At 74.2% G+C, this 13719-nt stretch carries 16 protein-coding genes; 2 read left to right on the top strand and 14 right to left on the bottom strand.

From position 1 onward, the window contains the following. Nucleotides 1-243: 243 nt before the first annotated feature. Complete coding sequence (locus tag ACI2LW_RS14005; protein ID WP_404731419.1) at nucleotides 244-903, bottom strand: histidine phosphatase family protein; 660 nt, start codon at nucleotides 901-903, stop codon at nucleotides 244-246. 84 nt (nucleotides 904-987) lie between these two features. On the opposite strand from ACI2LW_RS14005, the gene ACI2LW_RS14000 reads away from it, so the two are divergent. Both ACI2LW_RS14000 and ACI2LW_RS13995 read left to right on the top strand, forming a co-directional pair. After that, nucleotides 988-2481 carry a bifunctional phosphatase PAP2/diacylglycerol kinase family protein gene (locus ACI2LW_RS14000; protein WP_404731418.1) on the top strand — a complete coding sequence of 498 codons (1494 nt, stop codon included), beginning with the start codon at nucleotides 988-990 and terminating at the stop codon, nucleotides 2479-2481. A 182-nt stretch (nucleotides 2482-2663) separates the two neighbouring features. Further along, complete coding sequence (locus ACI2LW_RS13995) at nucleotides 2664-3491, top strand: class I SAM-dependent methyltransferase (protein ID WP_404731417.1); 828 nt, start codon at nucleotides 2664-2666, stop codon at nucleotides 3489-3491. Nucleotides 3492-3500: 9 nt separating this feature from the next. Here the strand turns inward: ACI2LW_RS13995 and ACI2LW_RS13990 are convergent, their stop codons facing one another. The 13 genes from ACI2LW_RS13990 to ACI2LW_RS13930 all read right to left on the bottom strand — a co-directional run bounded on the left by ACI2LW_RS13990 (nucleotide 3501) and on the right by ACI2LW_RS13930 (nucleotide 13705). After that, complete coding sequence (locus ACI2LW_RS13990; RefSeq protein ID WP_404731416.1) at nucleotides 3501-3791, bottom strand: gas vesicle protein K; 291 nt, start codon at nucleotides 3789-3791, stop codon at nucleotides 3501-3503. Continuing rightward, the gene (locus tag ACI2LW_RS13985) at nucleotides 3788-3985 is read right to left on the bottom strand and encodes a gas vesicle protein (RefSeq protein WP_404731415.1); all 198 of its coding nucleotides are present in this window, start codon (nucleotides 3983-3985) and stop codon (nucleotides 3788-3790) included. The genes ACI2LW_RS13990 and ACI2LW_RS13985 overlap by 4 nt, the downstream gene beginning before the upstream one ends. Beyond that, a complete protein-coding gene (locus ACI2LW_RS13980) occupies nucleotides 3982-4782 on the bottom strand; it encodes a GvpL/GvpF family gas vesicle protein (RefSeq protein ID WP_404731414.1) in 801 nt (266 codons plus the stop codon). The genes ACI2LW_RS13985 and ACI2LW_RS13980 overlap by 4 nt, the downstream gene beginning before the upstream one ends. After that, the gene (gvpJ, locus tag ACI2LW_RS13975; RefSeq protein ID WP_404731413.1) at nucleotides 4779-5183 is read right to left on the bottom strand and encodes a gas vesicle protein GvpJ; all 405 of its coding nucleotides are present in this window, start codon (nucleotides 5181-5183) and stop codon (nucleotides 4779-4781) included. Before gvpJ ends, ACI2LW_RS13980 begins: the two co-directional genes overlap by 4 nt. Next, on the bottom strand, nucleotides 5180-6370 hold the full coding sequence (locus ACI2LW_RS13970) for an SRPBCC family protein (RefSeq protein ID WP_404731412.1): 1191 nt from the start codon (nucleotides 6368-6370) through the stop codon (nucleotides 5180-5182). Before ACI2LW_RS13970 ends, gvpJ begins: the two co-directional genes overlap by 4 nt. After that, nucleotides 6367-7053, bottom strand: coding sequence for a DNA primase (locus tag ACI2LW_RS13965; protein WP_404731411.1), 687 nt, complete (start codon nucleotides 7051-7053; stop codon nucleotides 6367-6369). Before ACI2LW_RS13965 ends, ACI2LW_RS13970 begins: the two co-directional genes overlap by 4 nt. Beyond that, nucleotides 7050-7313: a gas vesicle protein GvpG gene (locus ACI2LW_RS13960; protein ID WP_404731410.1), complete on the bottom strand. Its 264-nt coding sequence runs from the start codon at nucleotides 7311-7313 to the stop codon at nucleotides 7050-7052. Before ACI2LW_RS13960 ends, ACI2LW_RS13965 begins: the two co-directional genes overlap by 4 nt. Before the next feature lie 8 nt (nucleotides 7314-7321). Then, a complete protein-coding gene (locus ACI2LW_RS13955) occupies nucleotides 7322-8092 on the bottom strand; it encodes a GvpL/GvpF family gas vesicle protein (protein WP_404731409.1) in 771 nt (256 codons plus the stop codon). After that, on the bottom strand, nucleotides 8089-8520 hold the full coding sequence (locus ACI2LW_RS13950) for a gas vesicle structural protein GvpA (RefSeq protein ID WP_404731408.1): 432 nt from the start codon (nucleotides 8518-8520) through the stop codon (nucleotides 8089-8091). The genes ACI2LW_RS13955 and ACI2LW_RS13950 overlap by 4 nt, the downstream gene beginning before the upstream one ends. 171 nt (nucleotides 8521-8691) lie before the next feature. Beyond that, a complete protein-coding gene (locus ACI2LW_RS13945) occupies nucleotides 8692-9069 on the bottom strand; it encodes a gas vesicle protein (protein ID WP_404731407.1) in 378 nt (125 codons plus the stop codon). 105 nt (nucleotides 9070-9174) lie between these two features. Then, nucleotides 9175-10167, bottom strand: a complete 993-nt coding sequence (ligD, locus tag ACI2LW_RS13940; protein WP_404731406.1) for a non-homologous end-joining DNA ligase — start codon at nucleotides 10165-10167, stop codon at nucleotides 9175-9177. Beyond that, a complete protein-coding gene (locus ACI2LW_RS13935; protein ID WP_404731405.1) occupies nucleotides 10164-12011 on the bottom strand; it encodes a transketolase in 1848 nt (615 codons plus the stop codon). Before ACI2LW_RS13935 ends, ligD begins: the two co-directional genes overlap by 4 nt. Continuing rightward, nucleotides 12008-13705 (bottom strand): FAD-dependent oxidoreductase, encoded by a 1698-nt coding sequence (locus ACI2LW_RS13930; protein WP_404731479.1) that lies wholly within the window; start codon nucleotides 13703-13705, stop codon nucleotides 12008-12010. Before ACI2LW_RS13930 ends, ACI2LW_RS13935 begins: the two co-directional genes overlap by 4 nt. Nucleotides 13706-13719: the final 14 nt, after the last annotated feature.

Raw genomic sequence — 13719 nt, 5'->3', positions numbered from 1 at the left:
CTGGGCAAACACTTATCCGCAGCTCTCCCGGCCGACGCGCCACCACCGCACCCCGCGGCGCGTCCGCCCCCGCCGCCTGCGCAGCCCCCCGCCTCCCCCGCCGCCGCGGCGGCCGGCGCGCGCGGCAGCGGCCGAGGCCGTTGCGGCGCGGGCGGCAGCGGCCGGGGCCGGCCGCCGGGGCCGGGCGTCGCGGGCGGCGTGGGCGTCGCGGGCGTCGCGGCGCGGGCCCCGGCTCCCCGCGCCCTACCCCGCCCGCAGCGGCCGGCCGGCCGGGCCCGGCTCTCCCGTAGGGGTGATGGTGGCGTCCGCCCAGGTCAGGGCCGTCCAGCCGGTGGCGGGTGTGCCCTCCAGGGCGACCACTCCGGTGTTGCGCAGGGAGTGAGTGGCGGCGAAGTCCGCGTCCAGGTTGCGGGCGCGGACGGCGGTCCACAGCCGGATGGCCGCGCCGTGGCTGACCATGGCGACCGTGCGCGCCCCGCCGCGGGCGGCCTCCGCGACCACCGCGTCGTACCGCGCCAGCGCCTCCGCGCCGGTCTCCCCGCCCGGCCCCGGCATCCGCAGGGACGTTTCTCCCGCGGCCCAGGCCAGCACCGTGCGCATGTACCGCCGTCCGCGCTCGGATTCGCCCGGCTCCCTCTCCAGCTCGCCCGCCGACAGTTCCCGGAGGCCGTCGCGGACGAGGACCTCCAGCCCGCGCGCGGCCGCCAGCGGGGCGGCGGTGAGCTGGGTGCGCACCAGGGTCGAGGCGTACACCGCCTCGACGTCCTCCCCCGCCAGCGCCCCGGGCAGCGCGGCGGCCTGCCGCTCGCCCAGCTCGGTCAGCCCCGGCCCGGGAACGGCCGTGTCCAGCAGCATGTCCACGTTGGAGGGCGTCTGGCCGTGGCGTACGAGGAGCAGGCGCATGGGGACCTTTCCGGTCGGGGCTCGAGCTGCCGTACGGCGCACACCGCGCACAACAAACGGCCGCTTCAGGGTAACGGTCCCTGTATGAGCCCAGACGTCGACCTCACCGCCCCGAAGACCGGTGCCCACTCGGTTCTGCGGCGCCTGCTCGCGGTGGACTCCCGCCTGTTCGAGTTCGCGGCCGAGCGGCACTGGCCGGGCGCCGGGCCCGTGCTGCCGCGGCTGAGCCGCAGTGCGAACCACGGCGTGCTGTGGTTCGCGACGGCGGCGGCCGTGGCGGCGAGCCGGACACCGCGCGCCCGCCGCGCCGCCGTGCGCGGGCTGGCCTCGCTGAGCCTGGCCTCCCTCACCATCAACACGCTCGGCAAGCGCTCGGTGCGCCGGTCCCGGCCGGTGCTGGACCCGGTGCCGGTGATGCGCCGGCTCAAGCGGCAGCCGATCACCACCTCCTTCCCGTCCGGGCACGCGGCCTCCGCCGCCGCCTTCGCGACCGGTGTCGCCCTGGAATCCCCGGCCTGGGGCGCCGCGGTGGCCCCCGTCGCCGTGTCCGTCGCGCTCTCCCGCGTCTACACCGGTGTGCACTTCCCCAGCGACGTGCTGGCGGGTGCGGCCCTCGGCGCGGGCGCCGCCTTCGCCGTACGGGGCCTGGTGCCCACGCGCGCCCAGCTCGCCGCGCCGGCCCGGCCCCGCGCCGACGTGCCGGCGCTGCCCGGCGGCGAGGGCCTGGTCCTGGTGGCCAACAACGCCTCGGGCACCGCCGACCGGGCCCGCGCACTGCGGGACGCGCTGCCCAAGGCGGAGATCGTCGAGTGCGAACCGGACGACGTGCCCGCCGAGTTGGAGCGGGCGGCGGCCCGCGCCCGGGTGCTCGGGGTGTGCGGCGGCGACGGCACGGTGAACGCCGCCGCCGGGACCGCCCTGCGCCACGGCCTGCCCCTGGCGGTGCTGCCCGGCGGCACGCTCAACCACTTCGCCTACGACCTGGGCGTGGAGGACGTACGGGATCTGAGCCGGGCCCTGGAGCGGGGCGAGGCGGTGCGCGTGGACGTGGGCCGCTTCACCGCCGGCGACCACGAGGGCGTCTTCCTCAACACCTTCAGCCTGGGTGTCTACCCGGAGCTGGTGCGCGAGCGGGAGCGCTGGTCGGACCGGATCGGCGGGTGGCCGGCCGGGGTGCTGGCGGCGGTCAAGGTGCTGCGCGCGGACCGGCATCCGCTGGAGGCCGAGATCGGCGGGCGGCGGCGTCCGCTGTGGCTGCTGTTCGCGGGCAACGGCACGTACCACCGGATGGGCCTGGCGCCGGGCCGCCGGCTGGACCTGGCGGACGGCAGGCTCGACGTCCGGGTGGTGCACGGGGGCCGCAGGCCCGCCCTGCGGCTGCTGTCCGCGGCGCTGGCGGGCCCGCTGACCCGCTCCCCCGCCCACGCGGCGGTCCAGGTGCCACGCCTGCGCCTGACCGGTGTCGCGCCCGGCACCCTGCTCGCCTACGACGGCGAGGTCATGGAGGTCGAGGGCGAACTGTGGCTGGAGAACCTGCCGGAGGCGCTGACGGTGTACCGCCCGCTGCCCAAGGACTGACCCCGGCCCCCCTACCCTCCGCTGCCCCTGCCATCCCTCCCCGGCCCCGGCATCGCTGACACGCCGTCAGTCCAGTATGCAAAACGCGGGTCTCATCATTCGGCACGTCCGCGTACCGTGATCCGTACCGCCGCCCCGGGCCCCGCCCCGGGCAAACTTCGTACGAGCGAAGGGGTACAGCCATGCCGACGTCACGGGAGACGGCCGTCTACACGCACGGGCACCACGAGTCCGTCCTGCGTTCCCACACCTGGCGCACCGCCGCCAACTCCGCGGCCTACCTCCTCGGCTCGCTGAAGCCCCACATGAAGGTGCTGGACATCGGCTGCGGCCCCGGCACCATCACCGCCGACCTGGCCGCACTGGTCCCCGACGGGCACGTCACGGGCGTGGACCGGGCCCCGGGCATCCTGGACCGGGCCCGCGCCACGGCCGCCGAACGCGGGGTGACCAACGCCGACTTCGCGGTCGCGGACGTGCACGCCCTGGACTTCCCCGACGACACCTTCTGCGTCGTCCACGCCCACCAGGTGCTCCAGCACGTGGGCGACCCGGTGCGGGCGCTGCGCGAGATGCGCCGGGTGACCCGGCCGGGCGGGCTCGTCGCGGTCCGCGACGCCGACTACGCGGCGATGACGTGGTACCCCGAGGTGCCCGGACTGGACGACTGGCTGGATCTGTACGAGCGGGTGGCCCGCGCCAACGGCGGCGAGCCGGACGCCGGGCGCCGGCTGCGGTCCTGGGCGCTGGCGGCCGGCTTCACCGAGGCCGGCGTCACGTCGGCGTCGAGCACCTGGACGTACGCCACGGACGCCGAACGGGCCTGGTGGAGCGGGCTGTGGGCGGACCGCACCCTCGCCTCGGAGTACGCCTCGCGCGCCACCTCGGGCGGCCATGCGACGGCCGGGGAGCTGCGGGCCGTGGCGCAGGCGTGGCGGGAGTGGGGGCGGTGCGCGGACGGCTGGTTCGCCGTCCTGCACGGCGAGATCCTGTGCCGCAAGGAAGCCTGACCGCCGTCCTCACTTCCGGGGCAGCAGCGGTCCCAGCGGCCCGAGGTCCAGGTTGAGGTCCTCGGGCCGCAGTCCGTAGCGGTCGCGCAGCTCGGCCATGCGGTCCTCCAGGAGCATCAGCGTCAGGCCGATCCGCTCCTCCTGCTCCTCCGTGAGGTCGCCCACGTCGAAGCGGCGCAACGCCTGGCGCTCCATCAGCTGGCGCAGCAGCTCCACGACCGTGAGGACGAGCTTGACCAGATCCCGTTCCACGGTGTCGGGCTCCAGTTCCACACGCTTGCGCGGGCTGCGCGAGGTCACGACGGCTCCTCCAGGGCCTCGAACGGGGAGGGAACGTTCGCGTTGACCGAGCTGATCAGCGCGTTGAGATCGATGCGGACGAGATCGACGTCCGCGATGCGCAGGGTCAGGTCCCCGGTGATGACGACGCCGCCGGCCAGCAACCGGTCGAGCAGGTCCACCAGGGCGATCTCACGGCGTTCGACGACGGTCATGCCCTGCCGCCCTCCCCGGGCACCACTTCCGGTGCCTCCTCGGGCGCCTCGCCCGCGAAGGAGTACGCCGCCCAGGGGCCGGTGAGCTCCACCCGCAGCCCCGGTGCGTCGTCCTTGGTGCGGTCCACCAGTTCCACGAACTCCTCGGAGCGCGCGCGCTGGACGAGGTACGCCGCGTTGAGCACGTTGCGCCCTCCCGTGCCCGAGAGGGCGGCGCTCTGCGGGGCGTGCAGCCGGGAGTCCTCGGCGAAGGCGGCGAGCTGTTCGTGCAGCGCGGTCGCGAAGGTCTCGGCGCGCTGCCACAGGTCCTCGTGGGCGCGGGTCTGCTGCCGGCGCTGCCGCAGATAGTCGCGGCCCGACGCGGGCTTGCGCTCCGGGCGCGCGGCCTCCTCGGGCCGGTCGGTCTCGACGTAGACCTTGACCCCCCACTCCACCCGGCCCTCCAGACGCTGCAGCATCCCGCGGATGTGGTCCTCGCGGGACTCGATCATGGTGCGCACCGCGCTGTCGTCCCGGAAGACGGTCGCCATCCGCAGCGGCAGCGGGGTGGTGACGACGGTGAGCGCGTCGATCACCCCCTGGTGGGCGCGGGCGGTGGCGGCCAGCCAGTCCAGGTCCTCCAGGTGGGCGCGCAGCGGTTCCTCGTCGAAGTCGCGCTCCGGCACCTCGCTGACGACGGCGGTCAGGCCGTGGTGGTGGAGCAGCTTGGGCGGGGCGCCGCCCACCCCGGTCAACTGCGCCTGGAGGGGCGCCCCGAGCGGGCGGCAGACGGCGTAGACGTACCGCAGTCCGGTCATGGTGCCTCCTTCGGGAGCGAACGGCCCGTGCTCTCGCCACCGGACACGCGCCGTGCGCGGTCGGCACGGTGCGTGTCCGGTGTTCCCTGCCCCAGTTCCAGTTCCTCCAGCCGCGCCAGCCGCTCGCGCAGCTCGGCGTTCTCCCGGGCCAGTTCGTCGCGGCGGGCCCGGGAGGAGAGCGCCGGGTCGCTCTCCCACCAGTCGATACCCATCTCCTTGGCCTTGTCCACCGAGGCGACGACGAGCCGGAGCTTGATGGTGAGCAGTTCGATGTCGAGGAGGTTGATGCGGATGTCACCCGCGATGACGACACCCTTGTCGAGCACGCGCTCGAGGATGTCGGCGAGGTTGGCGCCGCTGCTCGGGCCGTAGGGGTCGGACAGCCGGCGGGGAGTCGTCATCGACGGCCCCCGCCCTCGGCGTGCTCGTACTCCTCCTCGGGCACCTCTTCACCCTCCTCGGGCTCCTCCCCGTCGCCCTCCTCCTCGTCCTCGTACTCGCCGTCGTCCTCCTCGTCCTCGTACGGCTCCTCTTCCTCTGCCTCGGACTCGTCCTCGTAGCCGGCCTCGGCCTCTTCCTCCTCCGGCCCCTCCTCGCCCCCCTCTTCCTCCTGTTCCTCCTCCGCCTCGGGCTGTCCGGCGCCCTCGGAGTCCTCGCCCTCCTCCTCGGCGCGTTCCTCCTCGGCGCGTTCCTCCTCGGCGACGGCGTCCTCGTGGCTGCGGACGACCTCGCCGTCGCGGATCTCACCGCGCCAGCCCTCCTCCGCCTCGCCCTTGAGGGTGATGAAGCGGGCGAAGTGCTTCAGGTCGAGCCGGGTGCGGCGGCCCTGGGCGCGCCAGATGTTGGCGGTCTTCTCGAAGAAGCCGCTCGGGTAGTACTCGATCACCAGCAGGATGCGGGTGAGGTTGTCCTCCAGGCGGTGGAAGGAGACCACGCCCCGGGGCGTGCCCTTGGCGCCCTCCGCGGTCCACTGGATGCGGTAGTCGGGCACCTGCTCGGTCGTGGTGGCCTTCCAGCTGCGGCTGGACCACCAGATCTTCCCCTGCCAGTCCGTGGTGGTGTCGTCGCCGCGGCTGACGCTCTTGACGCCCTTGGCGAAGGTGCTGAAGTCCTGGTACTGGGTCCACTGGTCGTAGGCCGTGCGGACGGGTACGCCGACGTCGATGTGCTCGATGATGACGGTCGGCTTGTTCCCCGCCCCGCGCTTGCGCTTGCCTTTGCCGCCCCCGCCGGTGAGGTTCTTCAGCGCTCCCATGACGTTGTCCTTGGCGCGTGAGGCGCCCACCTCCACGGCGGTGCGCAGCGGGCCCTTGCCCTCGGCCAGCTTGCGGCCGCTGTCCAGGGCGAGCTTGGCGAATCCGGGGCTGTTGCCCTCGGCTATGTCGTTGAGCTTTCCGGTGGTCTGGCCGAGCTTGCGGCCGAAGCCGACCAGCAGCCGCTGGGCCTGGGCGGCGAGGTACTCCTGCGCCTCCGCCTTGAGCCGGTCGGCCGCCTCGCTGTGCGCCAGGTCGGTCAGCGGGTTGTCCTTCGTGGCCTTGCCGGCCGCGTCGCCCGCGGCCGAGGTCGCGGATCGCAGGGTCTCGGTCATCGGTCACCGCCGCCCTTCGCCGGCCGGGACCCGGCAGCGCGGGGCGCGCCGGACGCGGCCCTCTTCGCGGCCGTCCGGCCGGCCGCGGTCTTCCCGGCCGCCGCCTTCTTCGCCGCGGCCTTCTTCCCGGGGACCTTCTTCCCCGGCGCCTTCTTCGCGGCCTTCCCGGCGGCCCTCGGGGCCGCGCCCGCGTCCCGGTCCTCGCCGCCGCGGCCCTCGGGCTCCTCCGCCTCGTCGGCCTCCCCGGCCTCCCCGGCCTCGCGGCCCTCACGGTCCTCGTAGTCGTCCTCGTACGGCTCCCGGCCGCCGCCGGCGTCGCGGTCCCCGGTCTCCCGGTCCTCCGTGTCGCCGCCGCCGTCCGGGGCCACGCCCGCCAGGCTGTCGCGGACCTGCGCGGTCCGGCCGTGCAGCCGGTCGGCCAGCGCGGTCATCTGCCGCTCGACCATGGCGCCCGAGGCCGCCTTGCCGACGCCCCGCAGATCCTGGCGCAGCTGGTCCCCGATCTCCTTGAACTGCGGGTTGTCCTTGAGCTGCTGGTTGACCAGGCCGGCGAGCTGCCGCGGGCTCAGGTTCATCTTCTTGCCGGCCACCAGGCTGCCCACGGCGACGGCGAGTTTCAGTTTCTTCGTACGCCCCAGGAGGTATCCGGCCCCTACCGCGAGGCCCAGTCCCACTCGATTCATCGTGCCGTCCCCTCACCTGTCCCCGCGCCACCGCGCAGGCCGATCTCCAGCCGGTCCAGGAGCTCGTCCTCCCGGTGGTCGAATTCCTCCTCGGTGATCTCTCCCGCCTCCAGCTGCTGTTCCAGCTGCGCCAGTTCTGCGCGCACGGTGGCCGGGTCGTAGTAGATGCGCTCGGCCTCGCGCAGTACCTGCCTGATCGCCCAGGCGCTGCCGCGCGCCGGAGCGAACGGCAGCAGCAGCACCTCCGAGATCAGTCCCATGACTCAACTCATTCCGCTCCGGCGTCGGCTCCTGCCGCGGTGCCGGCCGGCTCGGCGGGGCCGGGCTCGACGAAGCTGTAGGGCGGCAGCGGCCCATTGACGCGCAGTTCGAGGTGGGGCAGGTCCTTGCGGGCCTGCTCGACGGCCGTCAGGAACTCCTCCGCCGAGCCCCTGTCGACCAGGAAGGAGGCGTTGACCAGCCAGCCCGTGGACTCGGGGCCCTCGCTGACCGCGGCGGCCGCCGGCTGCAGGGCGCGCAGCACCTCGGCGGCGTCCCCGGCCTCACGGGCCTGCACGGCCGCGGCGACCATCTCGCCGAGCCGGATCTTGTCGTCGTAGCTTCCGCCGCCGGCCCGCCGGTTGGCCTCGGCCTGCGCCCGGATCTCCGGGTTCCCGGACATCACCAGGTGCAGTACGGCCTCTTCGACATGGCTGCCCTTGACGTTGTACTCCACCTTGCCGTCCAGGGCCCGCAGGCGCTCCAGGTAGTGCTCGGCGCGCTCGCCGAGCACGCGGGTGACGGCGTCGTCGTCCGGGGCGACGCTGCCGAACCGCATGGGCAGCACGCAGCCGCCGGCGCCGGCCTCGCTGAGCACGTTCTGGTGGGCGAGCAGGTCCTTGCGCTTGGGGCGCAGCCCCTCGGGCGCGTCGCTGACCACGGCGGCGAGTTCGCCCGCCTCGAGGATGCGGACCTGCCGGGGAGGATCGCCGACGCCGCCCATGCCCTCCGGCAGCGACGGGTGCGAGGCGGCCGTGATCCCGTAGACGTACGTGCTCACTCCTGCTCCTCCTTCCTGCGCGCCGCGGAGGTCTTCCGGGCCCGCGGCCGGGATTCGGTCTCGCCCGCGTTCTCGTCACGGCCCTGCTTGAAGGCCTCGGAGATGGTCTGGGCGGCGCCGGACAGCGCGCCCTTGGACTTGCCGCGCGCGCCGGACTCGGTGACCTCGCCGACGATGTCGGGCAGGCCGGGGTCCTTGTGCGGGCCGGATTCCAGGTCGAGGCGGTTGCACGCCTCGGCGAAACGGAGATACGTGTCCACGCTGGCGACGACGACACGCACGTCGATCTTCAGGATCTCGATACCGACGAGGGACACCCTCACGAACGCGTCGATCACGAGCCCCCTGTCCAGAACGAGCTCAAGAACGTCGTAGAGACCGCTGCTGCCGCCTCCGCCGCCGGATGTCTGTGCCGGGACTACGGTCATGCCGGCCGTGCCTCCTTCTGTACTGGATGACTGTGTGGGCGATGTCTGTGGGCAATGTCTGTGGGCAATGTCTGAGGGCGATGTCTGAGGGCGATGTCTGTGGGCGATGTCCGTGCGCCCGGCGCGGTGCCGGGGCGGGTGCGACCCGGGTGGCCCGGTGCCGGCGGGGGCCTAGCCGGACCGGCGCCCGTCGGCGCGTCCGCGCTCGTAGCGGCGCAGGCGCCGGTAGCCGGTGAGCTGTCCCTCGTCGTCGAGTTCGACCAGGTAGCTCGCCATCAGGCTCATGGTGTCCGGCACCCGGCTGAGTTCGAGGACCTCGACCTCCAGGGACCAGCCGTCCCCGGTCCGCTCGAACGAGGTGACGGACTCCGCCTCCAGGTTGGTCAGCTCCGCGAACTGGGCCTTCGCCTCACGCAGCACCTCCATGGGCCGCGGCCGGCGGGCCGTCGCACGGTTGTCCTCTTCGGTATGAGACTCCTGTGATTTCCGGGGTGTTTTCCGGGGCTGCTGTGATTCCTGCGGCTCGGATGTGTTTTCTGTATTCGCCATGGCCACCTCTTCTCTCCGTGTGGCCGCAGCTTCCCTGGCCAAACCTTCACCGGCGCGGCCATCCCCGGCGCAGGGCGTTCCACCTGCGCAGAGCCGGTATGTGCATCACCCACGCAGTGCGTCGAGGCGGCGCCGGGCCGGTCCGAGGGCCCGGCCGCGCCGGAGCACGCCGGCCCAGGGGTCGGTGCGGGCCTGGTCGAGGGCGTCGGCGATGGTCCAGCGGCCCGGGCCGAGGCCGGGGTCGTCGAGCTGGTCCCAGGACAGGGGCACGGCGACGGGTGCGCCGGGCCGGGCGCGGACGCTGTAGGGGGCGACGGCGGTCTGGGCGTAGCCGTTGCGCTGCACGTCGAGGTAGAGGCGGTCGCCGCGGTCCTTCTTGCGGGCGGCCGTGGTGAACCGGTCGGGGTGCCGGGCGGCCAGTACCTCGGCGGTGTCCCGGGCGAAGGCGCGCACCTCGTCGAAGCCGTGCCGGGCGGCCAGGGGCACGATCACGTGGAGGCCGCGCGAGCCGGTGGACATCAGCGCCGAGGGCAGCCGCAGCTCCCGCAGCAGTCCGCCCAGCAGCCGGGCCGCCTCGCGCACCGGGCCGAACTCGTCGCCGCTTGCCCCGGGCCGTCCAGGCGCCGGGGCCGGGGCCGGGTCGAGGTCGAACACCATCCGGTCCGGGCGGTCCAGCGCGGTGGTGCGCGACAGCCAGCGGTGCAGGGTGAGGCAGGCCTGGTCGGCGAGGTACACGAGGGTGGCCGTGTCGTCGCACACGGTGTGCGTGACCGTGCCGCCCTCCTTGGGGACCTCGGCCCGGGTGATCCAGTCGGGGTAGTGGGCGGGCGTGTTCTTCTGCATGAAGACGGGTCCGTCCAGCCCGTCCGGCCGCCGCTCCAGCATCAGCGGGCGGCCCCGCAGGTGCGGCAGCATGAACGGCGCGACGGACCGGTAGTAGTCGACCAGGTCGCCCTTGGTGTACTCCTTGGCGCTCCCTCCGTCGTCCGGACCGGCCGCGTCGCCGTCGCCGTCGTGGCCGGGGAAGAGGACCTTGTCCGGCCGGTGCACCTCCACCGTGCGCCGGCCGGCCCGCACGGTGCGCGGGGAGCCGCTCACCGCACCACCGCCTTCTCGGCCAGCAGCCGGGCGGCGGCCGCGATCGACTCGGCGTCGATGCCGGCGGCGTGCAGCTGCTCGGCGGGCGAGGCGGAGCCCGGCATCGTACGGACGGCCAGGCGCACCAGGCGCGGTACCGGCCGGCCGTCCAGGAAGGCGTCGAGGACCGCGTCGCCGAGGCCGCCCTCCTCGCGGTGGTCCTCCACGGTGAGCAGGCAGCCGGTGTCCTGCGCGGCCTGCCGCAGCGTGTCGCGGTCGACGGGCTTGACGGAGTACAGGTCGATCACCCGGACCGGGATGCCCGCCTCGGCGAGGGTGTCCGCGGCGGCGAGCGCCTCGTGCAGGGTGACGCCCGCGGCGACGACGGTCAGCCGGTCCTGGGCCGAGGAGCGCAGCACCTTGCTACCACCCACGGGGAACTCCTCGTCCGGGCCGTAGATCACCGGGCTCTCGCCGCGGGAGGTGCGCAGGTAGCGGATGCCGTCCAGGGACGCCATCCGCGCGACCAGGTGGGCCGTCTGGTTGGCGTCGCTCGGGTACAGCACGGTCGAGCCGTGCACGGCCCGCATCATCGCCAGGTCCTCCAGGCCCATCTGGCTGGGGCCGTCCTGACCGATCGAGACGCCCGCGTGGGAGCCGTTGAGGCTGATGCCGGAGCCGCTGACGGCGGCCATCCGCACGAAGTCGTGCGCCCTGGTCAGGAAGGCCGCGAAGGTGGAGGCGTAGGGCACCCATCCGCGCCGGGCCATGCCGACCGCGGTGGCGACCATCTGCTGCTCGGCGATGTAGCACTCGAAGTAGCGGTCGGGGTGCTCCTTGGCGAAGAACTCCGCGCGGGTGGAGTCGCCCACCTCGCCGTCCAGGGCCACGACGTCGCCGCGGGCGGTGCCGAGCGCGGCGAGGGCCTGCCCGAAGGCGTCGCGGGTGGCGGCCTTGTCGCCCTTGTCCCAGCGGGGCAGTTCGAGGCTGCCGTCGCCTACGGGCCGCGACGCCCGGGCGGAGGGCGGTGCGTGCACGCTCACCCGCAGGTCGCGCACGCCGCCGAGTTCCTCGATCGCCTCGTCGGCGTCCTTGACCGGCTTGCCGTGCAGCCCCTCGCGGTCCTCGGTGGCCGCCACGCCCTTGCCCTTGAGGGTGCGCGCGATGATCGCGGTGGGCTGCCCCACGGTGGAGACCGCCTCCCCGTAGGCCCGGTCGACGGCGTCGACGTCGTGGCCGTCGATCTCGATGGTGTGCCAGTCGAAGGCGCGGAAGCGGCGCGCGTAGGCGTCGAGGTCGTGGCCGTGCCGGGTGGGGCCGCGCTGGCCGAGGCGGTTGACGTCCACGATCGCGATCAGGTTGTCCAGGTGTTCGTAGCCGGCGTGCTCGGCGGCCTCCCAGATCGAGCCCTCGGCCATCTCACTGTCCCCGCACAGCACCCACACCCGGTAGTCGGCGTGGTCCAGCCGCTTGCCGGCCAGGGCGATGCCGGCGCCGATGGGCAGGCCCTGCCCCAGGGAGCCGGTGGCGGTCTCCACCCAGGGCAGCCGCTGGGGCGTGGGGTGCCCCTCCAGCCGGCTGCCGAGCTTGCGGAAGGTGAGCAGTTCCTCGTCGTCGATGGCGCCGGCCGCCTTGTAGGCGGAGTACAGCAGCGGTGAGGCGTGTCCCTTGGACAGCACCAGGCGGTCGTTGCCGGGGTGCTCGGGGTGCTCGAAGTCGTACCGCAGGTGGTGGGCCAGCAGTACGGCCATCAGGTCGGCGGCGGACATGGAGGACGTGGGGTGCCCGGAGCCCGCCGCTGCGGCGGCCCGCACGCTGTCCACGCGGAGCTGCTGCCCGAGGTCGACGAGTTCTGCGGTGTTCATGTGTCTCCTTCGGAGAGGTCGTCGTCACGTTTGACCGGGCCGGGAGCGGGGTGCGGCCTGCGCGCGGCACGCCCGGCGGGCGCGGGGCCGCCGGGCCGGCTGCTGCCGGGCTGTTCCGGGGCCGGTTCGCCGCCCGGCTGGTTCTTGGCGGGCTCACCGCCCGGCTGATTCCTGGCGGGCTCACCGCCCGGCTGGTTCTTGGCCGGCTCACCCCCCGGCTGGTTCCTCGCGGGCTCACCGCCCGGGCTTCGCTCGGCGGGGTCACCGGCCTGGGGGTTGCCGGTGGGTCCGGCGCCCGGCTGGTTCCCCGAGGTTTCGCCGCCCGCATGCCGCTCGGCGGGTCCGTCGCCGGGGCGGGCGCTCGCGGAGGCGGCGTCCGCCGCGGTCCCGGCCCGTGGCCCGAGGACCCCCTCCGGCACCCGCGCCAGTTCGGGGGAGGAGGACTCCAGGGGCACCGCCCAGGACCGTACGAGCCCCAACTGCACGGACTGGCGCGGCAGTACGGCGTCCAGCAGCCAGTCCGCGGCCACCCGGACACGGTTGCCCGGCATCGCGGCCAGGTGGTAGCCGCGGGTCACCGCGCCGGCCGCCGGACCGGACAGCGGGATGCCGAGCGGATTGGCGGCGGCCTGGGCCCCGCCGAGGTCGACCACGAAACCGAGGTCGCGGTGGCGGTAGGGGCGGCGCTCGCCGACGCCGAGCGACGCGGCCACGTTGATCGCGGCGACCTTTCCGTGCCGCCAGGCGTGCTGGGCGGTCATCGGGGTGAACTTCCCCGGGTTGTTCAGATCCGGCACGGCGGCCGCGTCACCGCACGCGAACACCTCCGGCCTCCCCGGCACCTGCAGATACGGGTCGACGACCAGCCGGCCGCGCTCCAGCGGCTGACCCGTGCTCTGCACGAGCGGGTCGGGCCGTACGCCGACGCACCACACGAGCGTGCGGGTCGGCACGAACTCGCCGTCCGTGAGCACCACCCCGTCGTGCGTGGCCTCCTTGACGGAGGTGCCCATGCGCACGTCGACGCCGCGCTCGCGCAGCACCCGGTCGGCGGTGGCCGACAGCCGTTCGTCCAGCTCGGGCAGCACGCGGGGCGCGATGTCCAGCAGCAGCCAGCGGGGGCTCATCCCCTGGCGCAGCGGATGCCTGTGCACCTGGGCGTCGGTGTACATCTTGCCGTGCGCGGCGACCTCGGTGCCGGTGTATCCGGCGCCCACCACGACGAAGGTGCAGCGGGCGGCGCAGGACCCCGGGTCGGGGGCGGCGGCCGCCAGCTCCACCTGGCGGGTCACGTGGTCGCGCAGGTACAGCGCCTCCGGCAGCCCGCGGAAGCCGTGCGCGTGCTCGGCGACGCCGGGGATCGGCAGCAGCTTGTTGACGCTGCCCACGGAGAGCACCAGCCTGTCGTACTCCAGCGCGCCCTTCTGGCCCTCCGGGCCGGTGTAGTGCACGGTGCGCGCGTCCAGGTCCACGTCCTGGGCCTCGCCCAGGACCAGCCGTACGTGCCGCAGGGTGTCGGAGAGGGACACGGTGACCCGCCGCGGCTCCAGGATGCCGGCCGCCACCTGGGGCAGCAGCGGCAGGTACAGGAAGTAGTCGGTGGGGTTCAGCACGGTGATGTCGGCCTTGCCCCGGGACATCCGGGACAGGGTCCGGGCCGTGCGGTAACCGGCGAAACCGGCACCGACGATCACGATGCGGGGTCGAC

This window comes from Streptomyces sp. NPDC004065, assembly GCF_044903565.1.
In the GTDB taxonomy this organism is placed as follows: domain Bacteria; phylum Actinomycetota; class Actinomycetes; order Streptomycetales; family Streptomycetaceae; genus Streptomyces.
Note: the sequence above shows the minus strand (reverse complement) of the source record. Positions and strands in the feature narration are given on the sequence as shown.